This window comes from Acinetobacter sp. L-24, assembly GCF_056857555.1.
On the sequence record NZ_JBSXNI010000042.1, the window covers coordinates 289,031 to 308,645 of the forward strand.

Annotated in this window: 15 protein-coding genes and 2 pseudogenes; 3 read left to right on the top strand and 14 right to left on the bottom strand. The window is 43.1% G+C overall.

What is annotated here, in order from left to right; all coding sequences use genetic code 11:
- The 8 genes and pseudogenes from AC13CK_RS10020 to AC13CK_RS10055 form a co-directional block, all read right to left on the bottom strand.
- Entirely contained in the window at nt 1–1,686 is a 1,686-nt protein-coding gene (locus tag AC13CK_RS10020) for a phosphoethanolamine transferase (protein WP_425878362.1), read from the bottom strand.
- A gap of 105 nt (nt 1,687–1,791) precedes the next feature.
- Nucleotides 1,792–2,868 (bottom strand): annotated as a pseudogene (locus tag AC13CK_RS10025) (DUF4010 domain-containing protein); the annotation flags it as partial.
- Nucleotides 2,869–3,054: 186 nt separating this feature from the next.
- Nucleotides 3,055–4,424 (bottom strand): annotated as a pseudogene (locus AC13CK_RS10030) (amidohydrolase family protein).
- A 43-nt stretch (nt 4,425–4,467) separates the two neighbouring features.
- Nucleotides 4,468–5,388: an ABC transporter permease gene (locus tag AC13CK_RS10035; RefSeq protein ID WP_004729775.1), complete on the bottom strand. Its 921-nt coding sequence runs from the start codon at nt 5,386–5,388 to the stop codon at nt 4,468–4,470.
- A 33-nt stretch (nt 5,389–5,421) separates the two neighbouring features.
- On the bottom strand, nt 5,422–6,519 hold the full coding sequence (locus AC13CK_RS10040; protein WP_312585064.1) for an ABC transporter permease: 1,098 nt from the start codon (nt 6,517–6,519) through the stop codon (nt 5,422–5,424).
- Between the two features lie 41 nt (nt 6,520–6,560).
- The gene (locus tag AC13CK_RS10045; RefSeq protein WP_425878365.1) at nt 6,561–8,162 is read right to left on the bottom strand and encodes an ABC transporter ATP-binding protein; all 1,602 of its coding nucleotides are present in this window, start codon (nt 8,160–8,162) and stop codon (nt 6,561–6,563) included.
- 120 nt (nt 8,163–8,282) lie between these two features.
- Complete coding sequence (locus AC13CK_RS10050; protein ID WP_253114744.1) at nt 8,283–9,383, bottom strand: BMP family ABC transporter substrate-binding protein; 1,101 nt, start codon at nt 9,381–9,383, stop codon at nt 8,283–8,285.
- Between the two features lie 719 nt (nt 9,384–10,102).
- A complete protein-coding gene (locus tag AC13CK_RS10055; protein ID WP_425878368.1) occupies nt 10,103–11,158 on the bottom strand; it encodes a Rieske 2Fe-2S domain-containing protein in 1,056 nt (351 codons plus the stop codon).
- A gap of 279 nt (nt 11,159–11,437) precedes the next feature.
- On the opposite strand from AC13CK_RS10055, the gene AC13CK_RS10060 reads away from it, so the two are divergent.
- Nucleotides 11,438–12,361: a LysR family transcriptional regulator gene (locus AC13CK_RS10060; protein ID WP_425878592.1), complete on the top strand. Its 924-nt coding sequence runs from the start codon at nt 11,438–11,440 to the stop codon at nt 12,359–12,361.
- 76 nt (nt 12,362–12,437) lie between these two features.
- Here AC13CK_RS10060 and hpxO read toward each other — a convergent pair whose 3' ends face one another.
- Nucleotides 12,438–13,595 carry an FAD-dependent urate hydroxylase HpxO gene (gene hpxO, locus AC13CK_RS10065; RefSeq protein ID WP_425878370.1) on the bottom strand — a complete coding sequence of 386 codons (1,158 nt, stop codon included), beginning with the start codon at nt 13,593–13,595 and terminating at the stop codon, nt 12,438–12,440.
- A 210-nt stretch (nt 13,596–13,805) separates the two neighbouring features.
- On the opposite strand from hpxO, the gene alc reads away from it, so the two are divergent.
- Entirely contained in the window at nt 13,806–14,810 is a 1,005-nt protein-coding gene (gene alc / locus AC13CK_RS10070) for an allantoicase (protein ID WP_425878372.1), read from the top strand.
- Between the two features lie 12 nt (nt 14,811–14,822).
- Entirely contained in the window at nt 14,823–15,320 is a 498-nt protein-coding gene (locus AC13CK_RS10075) for an ureidoglycolate lyase (RefSeq protein ID WP_425878373.1), read from the top strand.
- Nucleotides 15,321–15,377: 57 nt separating this feature from the next.
- Here the strand turns inward: AC13CK_RS10075 and AC13CK_RS10080 are convergent, their stop codons facing one another.
- The 5 genes from AC13CK_RS10080 to puuE all read right to left on the bottom strand — a co-directional run bounded on the left by AC13CK_RS10080 (nt 15,378) and on the right by puuE (nt 19,534).
- The gene (locus tag AC13CK_RS10080) at nt 15,378–16,091 is read right to left on the bottom strand and encodes an outer membrane protein OmpK (protein ID WP_004280255.1); all 714 of its coding nucleotides are present in this window, start codon (nt 16,089–16,091) and stop codon (nt 15,378–15,380) included.
- Nucleotides 16,092–16,218: 127 nt separating this feature from the next.
- Nucleotides 16,219–17,577: a nucleobase:cation symporter-2 family protein gene (locus tag AC13CK_RS10085; RefSeq protein ID WP_425878376.1), complete on the bottom strand. Its 1,359-nt coding sequence runs from the start codon at nt 17,575–17,577 to the stop codon at nt 16,219–16,221.
- Between the two features lie 30 nt (nt 17,578–17,607).
- Complete coding sequence (gene uraH, locus AC13CK_RS10090; RefSeq protein WP_425878378.1) at nt 17,608–17,928, bottom strand: hydroxyisourate hydrolase; 321 nt, start codon at nt 17,926–17,928, stop codon at nt 17,608–17,610.
- Nucleotides 17,925–18,428: a 2-oxo-4-hydroxy-4-carboxy-5-ureidoimidazoline decarboxylase gene (gene uraD / locus AC13CK_RS10095; protein WP_253114016.1), complete on the bottom strand. Its 504-nt coding sequence runs from the start codon at nt 18,426–18,428 to the stop codon at nt 17,925–17,927. The genes uraH and uraD overlap by 4 nt, the downstream gene beginning before the upstream one ends.
- 143 nt (nt 18,429–18,571) lie before the next feature.
- Entirely contained in the window at nt 18,572–19,534 is a 963-nt protein-coding gene (gene puuE / locus AC13CK_RS10100; RefSeq protein ID WP_425878381.1) for an allantoinase PuuE, read from the bottom strand.
- Between the last annotated feature and the right edge of the window lie 81 nt (nt 19,535–19,615).

Sequence of the window (19,615 nt, forward strand, 5' to 3'; positions counted from 1 at the left end):
TCAAGCTCTGTTCTTTAATGATGGTGAGCATTGTGCAAGCATATCATTTTTAGCTTCAGTCACTTGCGTTTTTATATCCAGCATACTTAATAAACTGGGGAAAAGATGATCTTGACTACGGGCCTGTCCGGTCTGTGCTTTAAGACAGCTGACTTGCTGGGTATTCTGCTGCTTCCAGGCATCGGAGAACCACATCAGCATCGGGACATGGGTTTGCTGGGTCGGTGCCATACTATAAGGTGTACCATGCAGGTATAAACCATGCTCTCCGGTAGATTCTCCATGATCAGACAGGTACCAGAAACCGGTCTGATATTGAGTCTGCTGCTTTAAAGTTTCAATGATCTGGGCAAGAACATGGTCTGTATATACAATCGAATTATCATAGCTATTCTTTAATTCTTCTGTACTGCAGCCCTGAATGGCATTGGTCTTACAGGTCGGTTGAAATGGCTGATATGGCGCTTTGGAACGCTTGAAATATGCGGGGCCATGACTGCCCATCTGATGCAGTACAATTAATTGTGGTTTCGGGTTGTTTTTATCCAGATGCGCCAGATAATCTTTCAGGCTATCCACCAGGATTTCATCAAAACATTCACCACCAGCATCACACCACTTCTGTTTCAGTTGTGCCGGAATCTGATACTTTTGTACCCGGTCACAGGCACCTTTACAGCCTGAGTTATTATCAATCCAGGTCACCTGATATCCGGCGCGCTGAGCAATATCCAGCAAACCTTCACGGTGGCTGGCTAGCTGTTCATCATAGGTTTCACGTGACATGCCCGAAAACATACAAGGCACTGAAACGGCAGTTGCAGTTCCACAAGAGCTCACCTGATTGAAATTAATCACCGCTAACTTGCTCAGTTCAGGATTGGTATTGCGCGCATAGCCATTTAAAGCAAAACTCTCGGCACGTGCAGTTTCTCCAACAACTAGCACCATCAATTTGGGATGATCCTGCATTTGGGCCTGCTGTAACAGATGAGCATCTTCGCCAAAAGCCACCAAAGGTAAATTCGCTTTAGGTGCTTTCTTTTTATAATAGGATAAGGTGGACGCGATGCTATTTTGTGGAGAAAGCATACCCTTCAGATCGCGGTGCTCACGGAAGATGGCGGCATAATCGACATAGAAACAGAACAATAAACCTAGAATCAGTCCGAGTGAGACTACACTGCTCAGGCTTTTATGCACCAGCTGATGCCCAAGCGATGCAGGCTGAATTTTAAGCATCCAGATGATAAAAAGTGGAAAAATTACAAACACCAGTGTCCAGATCACCAGTCGCATTGACCAGAGATCTCGAACTTCACGGGCATCGGTTTGCAGCATATTCTGGATCTGGTCAGGCGTAATAACGACCCCCAGACTATTGACAAAATAAGCACTAAAGCCACCCAGAATGATCAAGACACTGGCCAGTATTTTGGCGTTCCATTTCCAGTTCAGCCACTGTAATACCAGGTTGTAAAACGCAATAATGATCAGTGCCGTAGCGACCAGTAACAGACCTGCTTTTAGATTGGCATAAGGCGTAAATTCATGAATTTTTTGATAGAAAGCAAAGTTTAGGATCAATCCCAGCCACATAGCCAGCAACATGTTGAAGCCTGAAAGACTAATCGACTTTTTAGGTCGCTGACTAAAAGAAGACGAATGGGAAAACAGCTTCAGCATGATCCGTGGCTCAAAGACTTTAAGATGCTTTAGCCTAGAATCTGAATCTTAAAAATGACTTAAAATGATTGGATCATTTCATAATATATGCAAACCCGCTCTTCTTTATTTCAAACTCAGAAGAATAAAGATAAGTCCTAACATATGTAGAATCTGGCTAGGCGCAAAATACAGAAAAAACTTCCATCCCCCGGTCACAAAAGAATTGATACTTTTAGACACCGCATGTGCCGCAAGTCCAATCATGACAGCATAAATTAAAGTCAGGTTGTGAGGATTTCCTTGTATCACTACACCTGCTACAGCAGCATGCACTTCAAATAAAGAGGCTAAAAAAGTACCTAAAATTAAGCCGCTATCTCCCAGTAAAAGATTTGCGCCGTAAATCCCGGCCTGGATTAAGGTCAAACTGACCGCAATAATCACCGCTTCTTTGATACTGAACATTCGGCTATCAATTTCTTGTATTTCATTGATGGTCGTACTGTTATCCGCTTGGGGAGTTCGATAAATCAAGAATCCGGCTGCAATACATAAAATTCCGATCCCCACCAAACTCGGAATCAGCAGGAACTTGAACCACTCTACGCTCACTCCCAGAACAATCAGCAAGAGCTGTAATAAGGTGGCAATACAGGAAATCAATCCGGCGCCTGCATTTAATTTTGCACTGGCCCGCCCGGATCGGACTTGCATGCCCAAACTGGCAATCGTGGCCGTACTGGAGACAAATCCCGAGGCTAAGGCAGATAAAATGAGAGCCTTATCATTGGATAGGATTCGTTTTGCCACATGTGCCATGGACTGCACAATCAAGATTAAAATGAGTAGTTTAAGGATGATATAGGGATTCAGTACGGCGCCCCACAAGGGCTTATTGGGCATGACCGGCAACGCAATCAATATCAAAGCCAATAAAAGTAAGCCATCTCTTAACTCATAGCTTTGGATCGTTTTTCCGGCAAATTGATGCAATGTCTGTTTGCCCATCAGGATAATCGTGAGTAGAACCGCCATCCCTGCAGCCAGTGGGATATTCCACACACAAATAGCGCCAATGATATAAGTCATCAAAAAAGCCAGTTCAGTGGTAGATCCAATATCTTGTTTTTGTTGAAACAGGCTATACACACAGAACAGGCTGACCGCTACAGCTCCTATCACCCCAATATAGAGATGCAAAGGGGTAAATTCAAAGAATGGTTTTATAGCTTATTAGATGCAATTTAGAAGTGAATGAATGAAACTCATCTAAAGATTAGAAAATATCAGTCTATTCACTCTGTTTAATTTCATTTAAATCATTCGTTAGAAAGGCGTCTGAGGTCACCCCACTATCAATGAATAACCTCAACATCCACGTAAATCTTAAAATTCTTCCCGCTGTAATTCATTCACCGTTTGCCCCTGCTTTGCAAACCACTGATCACGACGTTCAAACAAGCGTGGCGCCGCCTGATTCACTTGATCAATTAGAGCCTGTAAATCGGCATTGATCAAACGGCCATTTTTAACCACAATCTGTCCCGCCACCATCGTCATCACGACATCTTGGCCTTGAACTGCATGGACTAAATTGGTATGCAAATTAAATAATTTTCTATGATCAATCAAAGGCGTCATCCGCGGTGTATCCAGTTTCACCGCAATCAGGTCGGCCTGTTTGCCGACTTCCAATGAACCAATTTCATCTTGCATACCCAAGGCTTTAGCTCCTGTAATCGTAGCCATTTGACAGACTGACCAGGTATCCAGGGCAGCCGCATCTAAATTCGAAAACTTGGCCAATAATGATGCCGTTTTCATTTCTTCAAATAGATCCAGGTTATTGTTTTCTTTTTCTCCATCAGTACCCAGACCCACCGCAATGCCTTGGCGTAGCATTTCAACCACAGGGGCTGCACCGGAGGCCAATTTCATATTGGAAATCGGGTTATGGGCGACACCGACCGCATGTTGCCTTAAAATCTGAATTTCATTTGCATCTGCCCAGACGCAATGTGCCAACAGGGTTTTAGGCAGATCTAGCAAGCCTAGCTTTTGCAGACTTTCAATCGGGCGAATGCCTGAACGGCGCAGGTTTTCCTGTACATCAAATTGGCTTTCATTGCTATGAGTATGAAAACCGGTTTGATAATCCTGACAAAGTTTCTCAATACGGCTTAATGCTGAAGCTTCAGCATAAAACAGGTGCTCTAAACCTACCCAAACCTGAATACGTCCATTCGCCTGCTGATGCCAACGGTTGATTAAAGCCTCATTACTTTTTAAGGTTTCAAAATAATTGTGATCCGGATGCTCTGCGACATAGGGTACGAGAACGGCACGAATTCCCAATGCTTGCGCAGCTTCAGCACTTCCGTCCATATAACGCCACATATCAACGATGGTGGTCGTTCCCGACAATAGTGCCTCAGCATAACATAAATAGGAGGCGATTTTCGCATCCTCTGGTGTCAACACCCGGTGCATCGGGTCAATATACTGCTGTAACCAATCCCAAACCGGTAATCCTTCAGCCGTACCACGCAATAAACCGGAATGACAATGGGTATTGATCAAGCCCGGCATCAGGATCGTTTGTGGGTAATCCTCAATGAGCACCTCTGGATAGCATTGGGTTAACTCAATGTACCCACTGCTTTTATTTTGTCACCATCAATCAGTATCGCGCCATTTTTAATACATTCATTCTGCGTGTTCATGGTAAGGACATAGGAAGCTGTTAAAATTTTCATGATTTATACTCAAATCTATTCTATTTATGATGAATGGCTGCGGTTATGGCACGAAGGTTTTGCCTAAAGAAGATGGCAAATTCATTTTGAGTACTTTTTTATTCCGTGAAATCATGACCAGTACCACAATGGTGGCTATATAGGGCAATGCGGCAAGCAGCTCGTTCGGCACCTTGATTCCAAGCGCCTGGGCGTGAAATTGCAAAATGGTTACGCCCCCAAACAGGTAAGCGCCGAGCATTAAACGTGTTGGTTTCCACACCGCAAATACTACCAGTGCAATGGCAATCCAGCCGCGGCCTGCCACCATATTTTCAATCCACATCGGGGTATATACGGTCGATAAAAATGCTCCGCCAACCCCTGCCATCAAACCGCCAAATAGCACTGCGCCATAACGAATCGCCAACACGTGATAACCCATGGCATGCGCACTTTCCGGTGATTCTCCGACTGCTTTAAGCAATAAGCCCAAACGGGTTTTGGCCAAGACAAACCACACCAGAAAGAAGACCAAGATTGACAGATAAACCACATAGTTTTGCTGGAACAAAATCGGACCCAATACTGGAATATCCGCTAATAGTGGAATATTAAAATTAGCCAGACCCGGTAAAGCCATACTGACGTAGTTCTGTCCCAAAAATGCAGAGATACCGAGTCCAAAAATGGTTAAAGCCAAACCGCACGCGGATTGATTGGTACTTAAAGACAAGGTAAAAAAGGCAAAAATCAGGGCCATCAGCATGCCTGCCAGACCACCCATCAATAAGGCACTTAATACACTGGCATCATATTGCGCAGCAAAAGCAAAACCTGCAATTGCACCGACCAGCATCATCCCTTCTACTCCAAGATTAATCACACCTGTCCGCTGTGTGACCAATTCCCCCAGACCTGCGAAAATCAGTGGTGTTGCTGCTGCAACAGTACCTGCAAGAATTGCAGTTATTTCTAAAGCCATATCATGCTTCCTTTTGCTGTAGACAACATTGGGTTAGAGGGTGGTTGCTGTGGACTGAGGGACCGGTGGCACCATTTTTTTGCTAAACCGGTAACGGTTTTCAATTAATGCATCGGAAGCCAACAGGAAAAATAACAGCAGGCCCTGGAAAATACCGGTAATCGCGACCGGAAGCTGCAACTGCATTTGTGCCATTTCGCCGCCCAGATAAATCAGCGCCATAAAACAGCCTGACAGCACAATACCGATGGGGTTTAAACGCCCTAGATAGGCCACGATAATCGCTGCATAGCCATAACCTGGGGACAGGTTCGGATTCAGCTGACCAATAGGTCCAGCCACTTCACAGATTCCGGCAATACCTGCCATCATCCCGGAAATCACCAGACTCATCCAGATCGCTTTGGAGGAAGAAAAACCTGCGTATTTGGCAGCTAAAGGTGCCTGACCGCTGACTTCCAGTTTATAGGCCGTCAGACTTTTACGCATAAAAACCCAGAACAGAAGGACTGCAAAAAAAGTGATAAAAATAGAGGTATTAATGCGTGTGCCTTCTACAATAAATGGCAGCGTCGCACTCTCACTAAAAACCACCGATTGAGGGAAGTTCATCCCTTCCGGATCACGCCAGGGACCATTGACTAGGTACAGCAACACACATACTGCGACATAATTCATCATCAGGGTGGTCAGGGTTTCTTCAGCATTAAAATGGGTTTTCAGTAAGGCAGGAATTGCACCCCAGAGTGCCCCACCAAGTGCGCCCATAACGATCATTAACGGGAGAATCCAGCAGCCGATGTGATCATGAAATAAAATCGCAATACCACCGCCAAAAATCGCGCCCATGGTGAGCTGACCTTCAGCACCGATATTGAATAATTTCGCCCGGAATCCGACCGCCAGTCCCAAGGCAATCAGAATCAGAGGCCCGGCTTTCACTGCCAGTTCACTCCAGCCATAAGACGACGTCAGCGGTTCAATAAAGAAGATGTACATGGCTTGCGCGGGATTAATCCCCAACATTAAAAACAGAATACTACCGACAATCAGCATGGCTAGCAGCGCAATGAGCGGTGAAAGCCACTTCATGATTTGAGAGGGATGTTCACGCGGTTCCAGTAAATGCATGTCGCTCTCCTCTCAACCTGTATATTTGTTTTTTTGTTATATTAAGCATGAGCTTGCTGCTCCTCTACTATGATCGCAGTGTCATGGCCTGGAATGCCTGACATCAAGATTCCAACATTTTCAGTATTGGTTTCATGAGTAGGTATCGCTGGAGATAGTTCACCATTGGCCAACACGCAGAGACGATCACTGATTTCAAACAGCTCTTCTAATTCTTCTGAAATCACCAAAATGGCAACACCTTGTCGAGAGAGATCAATCAGGGTTTGCCGGATAAACATGGACGCGCCCACATCAACGCCCCAGGTCGGTTGAGCCACAATCAGGAATTTCGGGTTTTGCAAAATTTCCCGGCCGACAATAAATTTTTGTAGATTTCCACCGGACAAGGAACGTGCTTCTGCCTCTGGGCCACTGGCTTTCACCCCGAATTTTTCAATACAGTGCTCGGCAAAAAGCTTACATTGTGCAAACTTGATTAATCCCCATTGCGTTAGGTTCTGCCGAAATGCGGTCAGCAAGGTATTCTGGGACAGTGTCATGTTCGGGACTGCTCCTCGGCCCAGACGTTCTTCAGGGACAAAGCCCAGGCCCAAATCACGCCGTTGTCCAGAACTGAATCGGGAAATATCGATTTGATCCAGAACCATCCGGCCATGTTTCAGGCTATTTTCACCCGACAATAAAGACAGTAATTCTGCTTGCCCATTGCCAGAAATCCCGGAAATTCCTACAATTTCACCGGCAAAAATATTTAAATTGATATTTTTCAGCGACACACCAAATGGGTCGTCGGACTGGTAATTGAGATTCTCAACCTGGAATAATATCTGTTTTTCACCTGTATATTCAGGGCGTACATAGGTCGGTAAATCACGGCCAATCATTAAGCGTGCTAAATCACTAGTACTGTTGTCTTTGGGATTAACATTTCCGGTGACACGGCCATTGCGTAAGATGGTCGCTTCATCACAGAGTTCTTTGATCTCGTGTAATTTATGACTGATATATAAAATTGAAACGCCTTGGGAGGCCAATAACCGTAAAGTTTTAAACAGTTGCCGTACCGCTTGTGGTGTCAATACTGAAGTCGGTTCATCTAAAATGATTAAAGCGGGATTTTGCAAAAGGCAGCGAATAATTTCGACACGTTGCCGCTCACCTACCGATAAAGAATGTACTTCGCGGCGTGGATCAATCGGTAAACCATATTGTTCTGAAACTTCAATAATTTTTTGGCTCAGGACTTTTAAATGAATCTTTTCATCCAGTCCCAGCAAAATATTTTCCACTACGGTCAAGGTTTCAAATAAAGAGAAATGCTGATAGACCATGCCAATCCCGAGTTTTCTTGCCATCGACGGGTTATCAATATGAACTTCTTTACCGTTCCAGAGGATTTGTCCTTGATTGGCCTTGGTTGCCCCATAAATGATTTTCATCAGGGTACTTTTGCCAGCACCATTTTCACCCAAAATGGCATGAATTTGCCCAGGTTGAACGGTTAAATGTATCTGGTCATTCGCTTTCAATGAATTGTAACTTTTACAGATATTGATGAGCTGTAAACGCGGTACACCTGAAGAAGAACGTGCGTTCAACTCTTGCGCATGAGCAGATCTATCGTCTTGAGAGGTCATCATCAGTGCCCTATTCAATGCTGTGACAGTGCGGCATCCATCTGAAGCGTGCAGGCATTCAGATGGATGCGGGAAAGTACATCAAAGTATTTAAAGTTTTTTGAATTGCAAAATGACAAAGCTTTATTTCGGTAATGAACCCTCTACGCCCTTCACGTAGTAATTCATTTTGCTTAGTGCCGCATCATCTAGGCGCTTGCCCTTTGCCAAGACCAATGTGCCATCCTGTTTATGAATCGGGCCGGTAAATGGATGCAGTGTGCCTTTTAAAATGCCATCACGTACGCTGAGCGCTTTTGCTTTAGAGGCTGCCGACACTGAAGGACCAAAGCTTTCGATATCAACGGCTTTTTGTTTTACGCCATACCACATTGCACTTGGTTTCCAGGTTTTCTTGCTGACTTGCGTCATTACCGGAGTATAAATTTTTTCCCAATGTAAAACCGATGCAGCAAGATGCGCTTTAGGGCCAAATTTGCTCATGTCAGAATCCCAGCCAAAAGCAAAGACACCTTTTTGTTCAGCCGCCTGTACCACTGCTGGAGAATCGGTATTTTGCATCAGCACATCTGCGCCTTGAGCAATCAAAGCCAAGGCTGCATCACGTTCTTTGCCCGGGTTAAACCATGAATTCACCCAAATGACTTTGGTTTTAATTTTTGGATTTACACTTTGTGCACCGAGGGTATAGGCATTGATATTACGGATAACTTCAGGAATCGGAAAAGACGCAACTACACCCAAAACATTATTTTTGGTTTTTTGCCCTGCGACCACACCCAGCATATAAGCACCTTCATAGGTACGGACATCGTAGACCCCTAAGTTTTTGCCCTGCTTATAACCGGTTGCATGCATAAATACTGTATTGGGAAATTGCTTGGATACTTTCTCCATTGCATTCATATAACCAAACGAAGTCGCAAAAATGACTTTATTGCCTTGTTGTGCCAGGTTGCGGATCACACGTTCGGCATCTGCTGTTTCAGGGACATTTTCGATATAAGAGGTTTTATATTTTCCTGCGAGGGTTTTTTCAGCCTTAATCCGGCCCTGATCGTGAGAATAGGTCCAGCCATGGTCGCTGGTTGGGCCAATATAAACAAATGCGGCTTTATCTTGGGCCTGAACATTGGCGACAGCGGCCATGCCCATTACACCACTTGCCATTAATACCCCTACCAATTTTTTCAATCCGGTTTTCAAGCTATTTTTTTCTTTCATTCTATTCTGCTCTTGGTTGTTCTGTGTCATGCAACACATGCTTTAAAATGACTTCACGCAAATGTGCTCAGTCTGTTCAAGATATAATTAGCAATAAGCATTCCAGTTTTTATAAAAATAATAGAAATAGGGTTTTAAAATAAAATGTTTTTTGTTTTTATAATTTAATTAAGGCGTAATGATATTAAATTTATAAAAGCTTATTTTATGATTGATAGGGGGTTTAATTTATCAAATGGATTTATTTTTTATTTTTGCTTATTAGTGGTGCGATAAAATAAAATGCCTTAAATTTGCGCATTCCTTTTTTAATCCAAGCTTCATATTTTTCATGAGCAAAGATAAATTAAAATGATAGAACCATGTATTGAGACTCATTGAGGGAATGGGATTTTTTTAGATATAAATCATTAATATTTAAATATATTAATAGTTTTTTTATAGTTAGGTTTAGCTTGTAATACGCCGAAAGGATGATGTTCTGTAGATATTTTTATTTTCTCTCCTCATTGAAGGAGGTTGGAAATCTCTAATCGGAGCTTGCCTGGATTGATTTATTTAATTTCCAAATTTTGAAAATATTAATCAATTTTAATTAAGAAATAAGGACATATAAATAATATTTTGATCATTCAAAAATAATATAAATAAAAACCACTATATTGAAATATAGGGTTTCTATTTAAAATTTAATCCATATTTTTAAATTTTAAAATATATTAGACAATATAACGTTTACTTAATCCCCACTCGGCTAAGATTCGACGATAGGTCGTTGAAGAGCGATCTGCTTCAAAATGCGCTTCCATAGAAATATCGAGCGGTAATTCTTCAGGTTTTTGGCTTTCTACCATGTCCTGATCTTCGGCAAAAATTTGTGCATTGAAGTCATATACCGCCTGTAAATCTCCTGTGGTATCGAAGTTGCGTGTCAGTGGTACAAATAAACGGGTTTTATTGTGTGAGACCGGACAACAGGCATTGAGAATTTTTAATTGTCCCTGTTCTGGGAAATGTACAGTTAGCACCGCAGAAAACGGTGGATAGACATCAAATACACGTTTCCACAAAAAGCCTTCCGGTGCCAGATCTTGCATACCATGTGGATAGTTGCTGACACTGCTGACATATTCGGTATGCAGGCCGTAATTTGTACGTTCTGTCGTGTATTTGGGTACAACCTGATTTTCAGGATCTGCGAAAGAACCCTGATGAACCCAGGCAAAATGTGCAACATCAATAAAGCCTTCCAGTTGACGGCCACTCGAACCGGCAATATCCAAAAACGGCGGTAAAATTGCCTGATGATCTGGCATCTCCCAGGTATCTAAAACAGGAAAATTGGCTTTTGCTTCGTCACGGCCAAAAATACTGGTCCAGATCAAGCCATATTTTTGCACTACTGGAAATTTGGTCAGAGAAAAGCGCTCAGAAATGTTGGTCAGCTCGGGTTGTGCAGGAATTTTGATACATTTTCCCTGGCCATTGTAGTGTAAGCCATGATAAGGACAGACCAGATTTTCACCCGAAACCCAGCCTTTGGTTAAGGGTACGCCCCGGTGTGGACAGAGATCACGAACCAGGTGAATTGCACCACTGTCTGTTTTATACAGTGCAAGTTTGACATCAAGCAGGGTTACTTGTTGCGGTTGGGTAGAAACGTCCTGAATCCGTGCAACCGGATACCAGTGACGAGCCAGAATGTCCCAGTCCTGATCATCAAACTGGCTATAGCAGGGTTTGTTGAATAAATTGATGACTGGAATGGCGTTCATATCAAACCTATATTCTTACTGTGGATGGTCTCTTTTTACAGGCCTTGAACAGTGCATAACTGTGCAATTTTGGCTTTGCTTATGATTGAAATTACTGAATTTATTGTCATTCTGTCTATTAGAATGATTCGTACTATTCATTCTTGAAATTAGAACACATCAACCATGTACAAATGTACTTGCCGATTAAAGCTGCCTTCTTTGGCATAAAACTCGCATAAACACGTTTATCTCAAATATTGATATGAATAAAAGGTGGTTCTTCGCTTGACTAAATTAATGAATACGCCTTTTTCCCGATTTTCAGAATATTTTATCGCGGTGGCGAAAACGGGAAGTTTACGCAAGGCCGCAGATCAATTATTCATTTCCGTGTCTGCAGTACATCGGCAAATTGCTTTGGCTGAAGAAGAACTGGGAATTGTGTTATTTGAGCGTTTGCCCCATGGTTTAAAACTGACACTGGCGGGTGAATTACTCTATGCCGATGTTTTAAAATGGCAAAAAGAATTCCAGCAAACCCGGATTCGCTTTGATGAAATTCAGGGGCTTACGCGTGGGACCATCGAATTCGGTTTAATTTCTGCCTTAAATGATGGTTTTGTCATGCAGTCCGTGCAATATATGTATGAACATTATCCCTGGATTAATTTTAATATCCGGGTCGCAGACAGTGAAATCGTAGCCAAAAAAGTGATTGAGGCAGAACTGGATTTTGGCCTGATCCTGAATCCGAAATCCCATCAACATATTGAAGTCCTGCACTTTCTGGAACTGCCTTTAGGTTTTGTGATGGGTAAGTCTCATCCTTTTGCTCAAGCAGAAAAGATTTATTTTTCAGATACCTTGAATGACAACCATTTTATTCCGGCCGACCCCCTGATTATTCATGATTATGTACAGGCACTGTATAAACATCATCAATTTATACCTGCACGTAAAACGGAATCGAATGATATCCGCCTGATGAATACTCTCATTAAGGCGAATTCCGGGATTGGAATTTTTAGTTATCTCGATGTTTTACCCTATGTCGAGCGAGATGAAGTGGTCTTTAAACCTATCTCTGAAAAAGGACTGCATCCGCTGACCATTGCCTTGTGTGTGGCGCCTAAACGCCAAATTTCACGCGTTTCCCAGTTGATGATTAAACATATGATTGAACAAATGGAAACCTTAAAAAGCAAGGTGCAGCAACTGTAGTATTTTCATACTTAAATAACAAAAACCGCGATGGCTAAAATCGCGGTTTCTCGATATGTGATGCTATTAATTAGACTTAATCCAATGGATTACCCACAATATTGCTAATAATGCCTTTCATAATATGTGGGCCTTGTTCTTTCCGTAGGTCTGCATACCAGTCTTTGGTAATTTGCTCATCTTTCATATGCGTGACATCACAACGCTTACGTGCACGTAGCAGCAATTCATTGGCGCGTTCATTGCGTTTATTCTGATAGCGTTTCAGGGCATCTTCCAGACCTAGCGTATTAATTTGTAAGGCACGTGCCAGATAGACCGCATCTTCCATTGCCTGGCAACCTCCCTGCCCGATATCCGGTGTGGTGCTATGTGCTGCATCCCCTAAAATTACCACACGGCCCTTATAAAACTGGGTAAAAGGCTCAATATCATGGATCTCGACACGATTGGTTTTCTGCTCATCAATACTGTCAATTAAGCGCTGAACCTGGGAGCACCAGCCAGAGAAATATTGCTTTAATAAGATCTTATATTCCGAACGTTGATTCTCCAGACCTGCGGGCAATGGCACATCAAAGAAGAAATAAAAGCGATGCTCTGCCACAGGCATCAGTGAAGCGCGTTTGCCTTCACCGACAAAAGTGGTCCACTGCTGTGCGGGCGCTAAATCTTCAGAGATCTCAACCAGTCCGTTCCAGTTCACATAGCCAGCATAACGGCGTTCAACCTGTTTGCCCAATACATACTGACGCGTCATGGAATGGGTACCATCTGCGCCAATCAATAATGCTGCAGAAACAGTGCTGCCATCCTGAAAACCGATTTCAACGTGTTGCCCCTTATCCTCAATAGACACCATTTTTTTACCGAGCTGAATATCCTGCCGGCCAAACTCATCCATTAACATATTTTGTAATTCAGCACGCGATACCGGATATGGACGTTGACCGACTTCTTCAATTAACGGCGCCAAACTAAACTGCGTCATGACCTCGCCATTCAAACCATCGATATAGGCTAAGTCATTCATCTGGCCACCTAACTTTGCTACCTGTTCAGTTAAGCCCAGATAGTTCAAACACTTCACCCCGTTTGACCACAAGGAAATTGCAGCACCGACAGGTAAAATCTGTTCTGCCTGCTCATAGATGGTGACCCGATGTCCGAACTTTTTTAGTGCAATTCCTGTGGTTAACCCGCCCATGCCTGCCCCAATAATTGCAATCTCCATCTATTCCTCCTGGCTATTTCATCTTCATTGCCAGCTAAAATGCTAAAAACGTGCCATCCTGAAAAAAATGCACTAAAAAAATAGCAAGAGTTGGCACACGCTGTGCTTTTAAATTCCTTCAATGTCCTGTTTTTATAAAGGCAGAAGACCTAAATTTGTATTTATAAAAGTGCATATTCATGTGACGTATACCAATGATGGAAATTTAAGATGGCGACCTTATTAGCTCCAATTTTTGATCTGCCTGCTCCAGTACAGCAGTTAACTAACCTTGCAGATGCCCGAATTGGCGCAGAAATTCTTGAATGTTCAGATGAGTTTTTTGCTGAAGCAAAACGCATGTTGCAATTTGAGGCACCGGTCTTTATCGAAGACAAGTTTGATGAGCATGGCAAATGGATGGATGGCTGGGAAACCCGTCGCAAGCGCCACACGGGCTATGATTGGGCCATCATTAAACTTGCTGTTGCAGGTCAAATACAGGCACTGGATATTGATACGACTTTTTTTAGCGGTAATTATCCGGCCTCTGCTGCTGTGCAAGCATGTTATGCGCCAGATGGAAATCTTGATCAGGCAGAATGGATCAGCATTATAGAAAATAATGTCTTGGGCCCCAGCCAGCATCATATTGTTCAGATTTCAGCAAAGCAGATATTTACCCATGTCCGTTTGAATATTTATCCTGACGGTGGGATTGCACGTTTTAAGGTCTATGGTCAGGTAAAAATCAATCTGCAAGATAGTGATCAAATGCTAGATGTTTTGGCACTAGAACATGGTGGCCGTGTCGTTGCCTATAGCGATGCGCATTTTGGACATCCACGCAATCTGATTAATCCGGGACGTGGCATTAACATGGGCGATGGCTGGGAAACCAAACGGCGTCGTGCTCCAGGATTTGACTGGTGCATTTTGGCTTTAGGCGCCAGTGCCCGAATCGAGAAAATTGAAATTGATACCGCCCATTTTAAGGGAAATTTCCCTGCAGAGGTTTCTATTCAAGCCATCTATGTTGAGGATGCAACCGATGAGCAACTCATTCCACAAAGCATGTTCTGGCCTTTTTTGTTAGAAGCTCAGCCCATGCAAATGGATCATATTCATCATTACATCAATGAAATTTTACAGCACGAAAAAATTTCCCATATTCGTGTCAACATGATTCCCGATGGTGGTATTAGCCGGATTCGGCTCTGGGGAAAATTGGCCTAAATGATGAAGAGCATGTATATGCAAAGCATAAAAATACAGTCTTTAAGCACGGAAAATTTTCTGCCTTTTGGAGAAGTCATTGCCTGTCAGGGTAATCATTATTTTCATATCAATGAGCAGCAGACTGAGCGTTATCATGCCCTGTCTGAAGTAGAAAGTGATGCCAAGGTTGGACTGAGTATTTTTAGAAATATGCAAGCTACGGCAATTCCTTTTCAAATCTCGATGCTGGAAAGACATCCTCTGGGTTCACAGGCTTTTATTCCAATGCACGGCCAGCAATTTTTAATCGTTGTAGCGCCTGAACTTGATTATACACAGCCCGATATTAGTCAGATTCAGGTATTTATCAGTGATGGTTCTCAAGGGATAAATTATCGTGCCGGAACCTGGCATCATCCATTATTGACCCTTGAAGCACCCAGCGAGTTTGTCGTAGTGGATCGTATAGGTAGCGGATCAAATTGTGATGTTCATCCTTTTCCTGAAAACATCCAGATCGTATTTTAAACGCATTAAAAAAAGCCCTTTTATCAGGGCTTTTAACTTATTTCTTCATCACTTTGCCTAGAAGTGATATTTCACTAAAGCACTGACATTATTTTCATCGGCATTTGGGATACCGAATTTGTTGTTCCAGATAGAATGTTCAATCCCCAGATATAAATTGGTGTCTGGAGAAATGTGTTTACCGACATTCCATTTCCATTGGGTGGTCCAGTTCATCTCGCTGTCATGAGTATCTTCTTCTGTAGACCAGTCCAAGAAGCCATCCACCAGAAATTCTTCAGTTCCCAGTTTAATTGGCACGCCATAGGTCAGTGTCAACTGGTAATCATCATCAATATTCTCATTATTCACGCGATAAAGGTTAATGCTGGCATAACGGAAATATGGAATATCCAGATCGAAACCTACGCCGTACAGGAAGTTATCAAAACCCTCTCCACCTTCCCAGGTCGTTGAAACCAGTACATCTTTAACCGGACCAAAGGCAAGCTTCTGACCCGACACTTCACCCAAGCTCAAACGTGGTGAAAATTCAAAATAACTTGATTTAAAGTCATCTGCACCGCGCATACGGTCAATGAAGAAGAAGACATCTGCATATTTTACTTTTGCCGTATATTCAAAGGTCGCAGTCGCCTGTTTCTCATCGACCACCTCATAGTTTTCTCCATAAAGTCCGGTGACACTGAAGTCTTGCCAGATCGGTTTTGCCTGTGCGGATGCCGCACCCAATACAAGTAATGTTGCAGCAGTAAGTTGAGTGAATTTCATAAATAAGGGTCCCCAATGGAATGAAAGAATCACATTCTGAATTAAGCAAAAACAAAGCCAACATTTTTAATTTTTGATAAAAAAAACAGCCCATTTTCTGGACTGTTTTCATCCTGGTTTAAATTTTCTAATGTGGAATCTTTGCCACAATTTCTGTAGTCGCTGTGCTTTTATTTTTAAATAGGTTCAGATGATTGAACAACAGGTTGAGTAAAATGGCCATTAAGCAGGTTGAGCTAATCCCCGAATGAAACAAGGTTTGCACCCATTTTGGAAAGTTGGCATAAAAGGAATGATCAATAATGGGAATCATGCCGGCTGCAATAGCCGTCGCAACAATGATAAGATTTTTTTGCTCGTTATAATCAATTTTAGCCAAGGTACGAATCCCGCTTGCAGCGACTGTTCCAAAAAGTACCAGACCTGCACCACCTAATACCGGTACAGGAATGGCAGCAATCAAACGTCCCATAATTGGCAGTAAACCCAACACGACTAAAATCATGCCCCCAGCTGCGACCACAAAGCGGCTTTTAATTCCGGTAATCGCCACCAAGCCGACATTTTGCGCAAAAGCACTTTGCATAAATGAACCAAAAACCGGTGCCATCGCACTCGATAACATATCGGCACGCAAGCCATTCGAGATACGATCCGCATCCACTTTGGTACCTACAATCTCACCCACTGCAATGATATCTGCTGTGGTTTCGGTCATAATCACTAGCGTAACGATAAGCATGGAAATGATGGCAGTGAGCTCAAAAGTCGGTAGTCCAAAGGCGAAGAAGCTGGGTACCTGAATCCATGTTCCATTCGCAACTTTAGAGAAATCACCAAAACCGAATAAATAAGCCAGTACTGAACCTAAAACAATTGCCAGTAAAATAGACAAGCGACGAATAGCAGCATGTCGGCTCAAATTCAGGCAGACGACTAAAGCTAAAGTCATGAGTGCCAGACCAATATTTTCGATACTTCCCCATTCTGGTGCCTTGGGATTGCCGCCCATCATCCAGCGGACTGCCACCGGCAATAAAGACAAACCAATGATAGTAATGATGCAACCGGTCACGACTGGTGGAAAGAAACGGATAATTTTGGAAAAATAAGGTGCGAGGAAAAAACCGATCAATGATGCGACAACGACTGCACCGTAGACGGCTTGCAAACCACCGCCTGTAGTCACAATCGCCACCATCGTTGCGACACCGGCAAAAGAAACCCCTTGCACCAAAGGTAGTTTTGCACCGATATATTTCCCCCCAACGGTTTGCAAAATTGTGGCTAAACCACCGACAAATAGCGCCGCCGCAATCAATAATCCAATTTGATAAGCTTCTAGGCCGGCTGCTGTTCCCACGATTAAAGGTGGTGCAATAATTCCACCATACATGGTCAGTACGTGTTGCAAACCATAAGCTGCACTTTTCCCCGCACCTAAATATTCATGTTCAGGTGATATTGTTTTACTTTGTTCTGTCATTTTTCTCACCCTCAAAGTCTAAATATAAAATCAGCTTCCGCGATATGTGGAGTACCCGAATGGGCTGATCAGTAAAGGAATATGAAAATGCTGGAATGCATCTTTCACATAAAAATGAATAACTGCTTTAGGAAAAAAAGTTTCTAAACCCAAACCTTCAAAATAAGCAGATGTAAAAAACTCAAGACTATAGATACCTGTTTTTAAATCGACTATGCCAAAATCACTGACGCGACCGTCTGTATTGGTTTTTGTCTCAGCAAGCAAGCGACCGTCTTCAGCAAAAAGTCGTACCACCACGTCTGTCGCAGGTTTTCCCAGATGTGTATCTAAAATATGCGTGCTAATCATGCATGAAGCTCCTGAGCCAGTCGTGACAAGGCAATTTCTGCCAGTTGATGATGGACAATACGTTTCTCAATCTCTGGATCATTTAGCAAACGATAGTTCAGGGCTTGAAGGACGTCTTCACTGCTCAATCCAGCAGCTTTGATCAGAAAGATAAACCCATATTTTTTTTCATAGGCAAGATTGCCTTTAAGCAGCGCGAGCTGGGTATCGTCATCTGCTGTAATGCCGGATTGCTCACGATGGGAAAAGTCTTTTTCTATTTCACTTAATTCAGCCTGTGCCTGTTTTTCACCTATACGGGGATGATTATCCAGCGCAGTTTTAATTTCATCCCAACTCCAGGTCGCCGCCTGTTGGTTCGCTGCACTCAAAACATCCTCAAGCGATGCATAAGGACGTTTTGTGGCAAGCTCGGTCGACCAGCTGGGTATTTGCACACAGTGCTTTAAAAAGATCATCGCATCTTCTGCTGATGCTTGATTAAATTCAACAAGTTGCACTATTCAATCGCCTGTTTATATTGCTTGGTTATTTAAAACTGGTTTTGCAATAACAGTGCCAAAGCTGATGTGTTTGTTATTTTTATAAAGTACATGACTCAAAAAAGAGCATCTAAACTGATCTTTTCCAATATATTTTATGATTATGGCGCATGATGGTTATACCAGTGCTCGGCAATATCCCCACGACGGCAAATCCAGACCTTGTCATGATTTTGAATGTAGTCCAGGAACTTTTGTAGAGCTTTAAAACGTCCCGGCCGTCCTAAAGTACGGCAGTGCATGCCAATCGACAGCATTTTTGGCGCAGTTTCGCCTTCGGCATAGAGCACATCAAAAGCATCTTTGAGATATTGATAAAACTGTTCCCCGCTATTAAACCCGCCCGGTGAACTGAATTTCATGTCATTGCTATCCAGGCTATAAGGAATAATCAAATGCGGACGTGTTTCCCCTGCCTGATTGGTCAAGGTGCTCCAAAATGGCAAGTCATCTCCATAGTAATCAGCGTCATATTTGATGTGAGGAAATTCAGCCAGAAGTTGACGGGTGTTTGGACTGTCCCGACCGGTATACCACCCAATAGGCGCTTCACCAAACAGGCTTTCCAGAACACTGATCGCCTGATCCATATACTGACGTTCAAGTTCAAGCGGCATGTCCTGATAATGTAGCCAGCGCTGCCCATGTGAAACCACATCATAATGAGCTGATTTAATCGCCTCGACCACATAAGGATTACGTATTAAGGCCATACCGACTCCAAAGATAGTCATCGGCAAACCACGTTTCTGGAACTCCTGATGAATCCGCCAGAAGCCTGCACGTGAACCATATTCGTACATCGAATCCATCGACATATGTTTGTCTGGAAAGCTGGCAGCACCGATGATTTCAGATAAAAACTGTTCTGACCCCGTATCACCATGTTCAATGTGGTTTTCACCACCTTCTTCATAATTCAGCACAAACTGTACCGCGACACGCGCGCCGTTTGGCCATTGCACTTTTGGTGGTTCGCCATGATAACCAATCAGGTCACGCGAATAAGGTGCACTGCGAATGCTCTCGATAAGTTCTTGTCCGCGTAAATAGCTAGTCGTCACATCAAATCCTTGTCGATTCTGAGTAAATGATCAATTGTCTATACGCGTGATAAGCAATTTGTGCGCCAAAGTAGAGCATCG

Coding starts and splice junctions, on each gene's coding strand:
- AC13CK_RS10085 (WP_425878376.1), bottom strand. CDS start 17,577: ATGACAGAACAAAGTAAAACAATATCACCTGAACATGAATATTTAGGT.
- AC13CK_RS10075 (WP_425878373.1), top strand. CDS start 14,823: ATGTATATGCAAAGCATAAAAATACAGTCTTTAAGCACGGAAAATTTT.
- AC13CK_RS10080 (WP_004280255.1), bottom strand. CDS start 16,091: ATGAAATTCACTCAACTTACTGCTGCAACATTACTTGTATTGGGTGCG.
- uraH (WP_425878378.1), bottom strand. CDS start 17,928: ATGATTAGCACGCATATTTTAGATACACATCTGGGAAAACCTGCGACA.
- AC13CK_RS10035 (WP_004729775.1), bottom strand. CDS start 5,388: ATGGCTTTAGAAATAACTGCAATTCTTGCAGGTACTGTTGCAGCAGCA.
- AC13CK_RS10055 (WP_425878368.1), bottom strand. CDS start 11,158: ATGAACGCCATTCCAGTCATCAATTTATTCAACAAACCCTGCTATAGC.
- AC13CK_RS10020 (WP_425878362.1), bottom strand. CDS start 1,686: ATGCTGAAGCTGTTTTCCCATTCGTCTTCTTTTAGTCAGCGACCTAAA.
- hpxO (WP_425878370.1), bottom strand. CDS start 13,595: ATGGAGATTGCAATTATTGGGGCAGGCATGGGCGGGTTAACCACAGGA.
- AC13CK_RS10060 (WP_425878592.1), top strand. CDS start 11,438: ATGAATACGCCTTTTTCCCGATTTTCAGAATATTTTATCGCGGTGGCG.
- AC13CK_RS10045 (WP_425878365.1), bottom strand. CDS start 8,162: ATGATGACCTCTCAAGACGATAGATCTGCTCATGCGCAAGAGTTGAAC.
- AC13CK_RS10050 (WP_253114744.1), bottom strand. CDS start 9,383: ATGAAAGAAAAAAATAGCTTGAAAACCGGATTGAAAAAATTGGTAGGG.
- AC13CK_RS10040 (WP_312585064.1), bottom strand. CDS start 6,519: ATGCATTTACTGGAACCGCGTGAACATCCCTCTCAAATCATGAAGTGG.
- alc (WP_425878372.1), top strand. CDS start 13,806: ATGGCGACCTTATTAGCTCCAATTTTTGATCTGCCTGCTCCAGTACAG.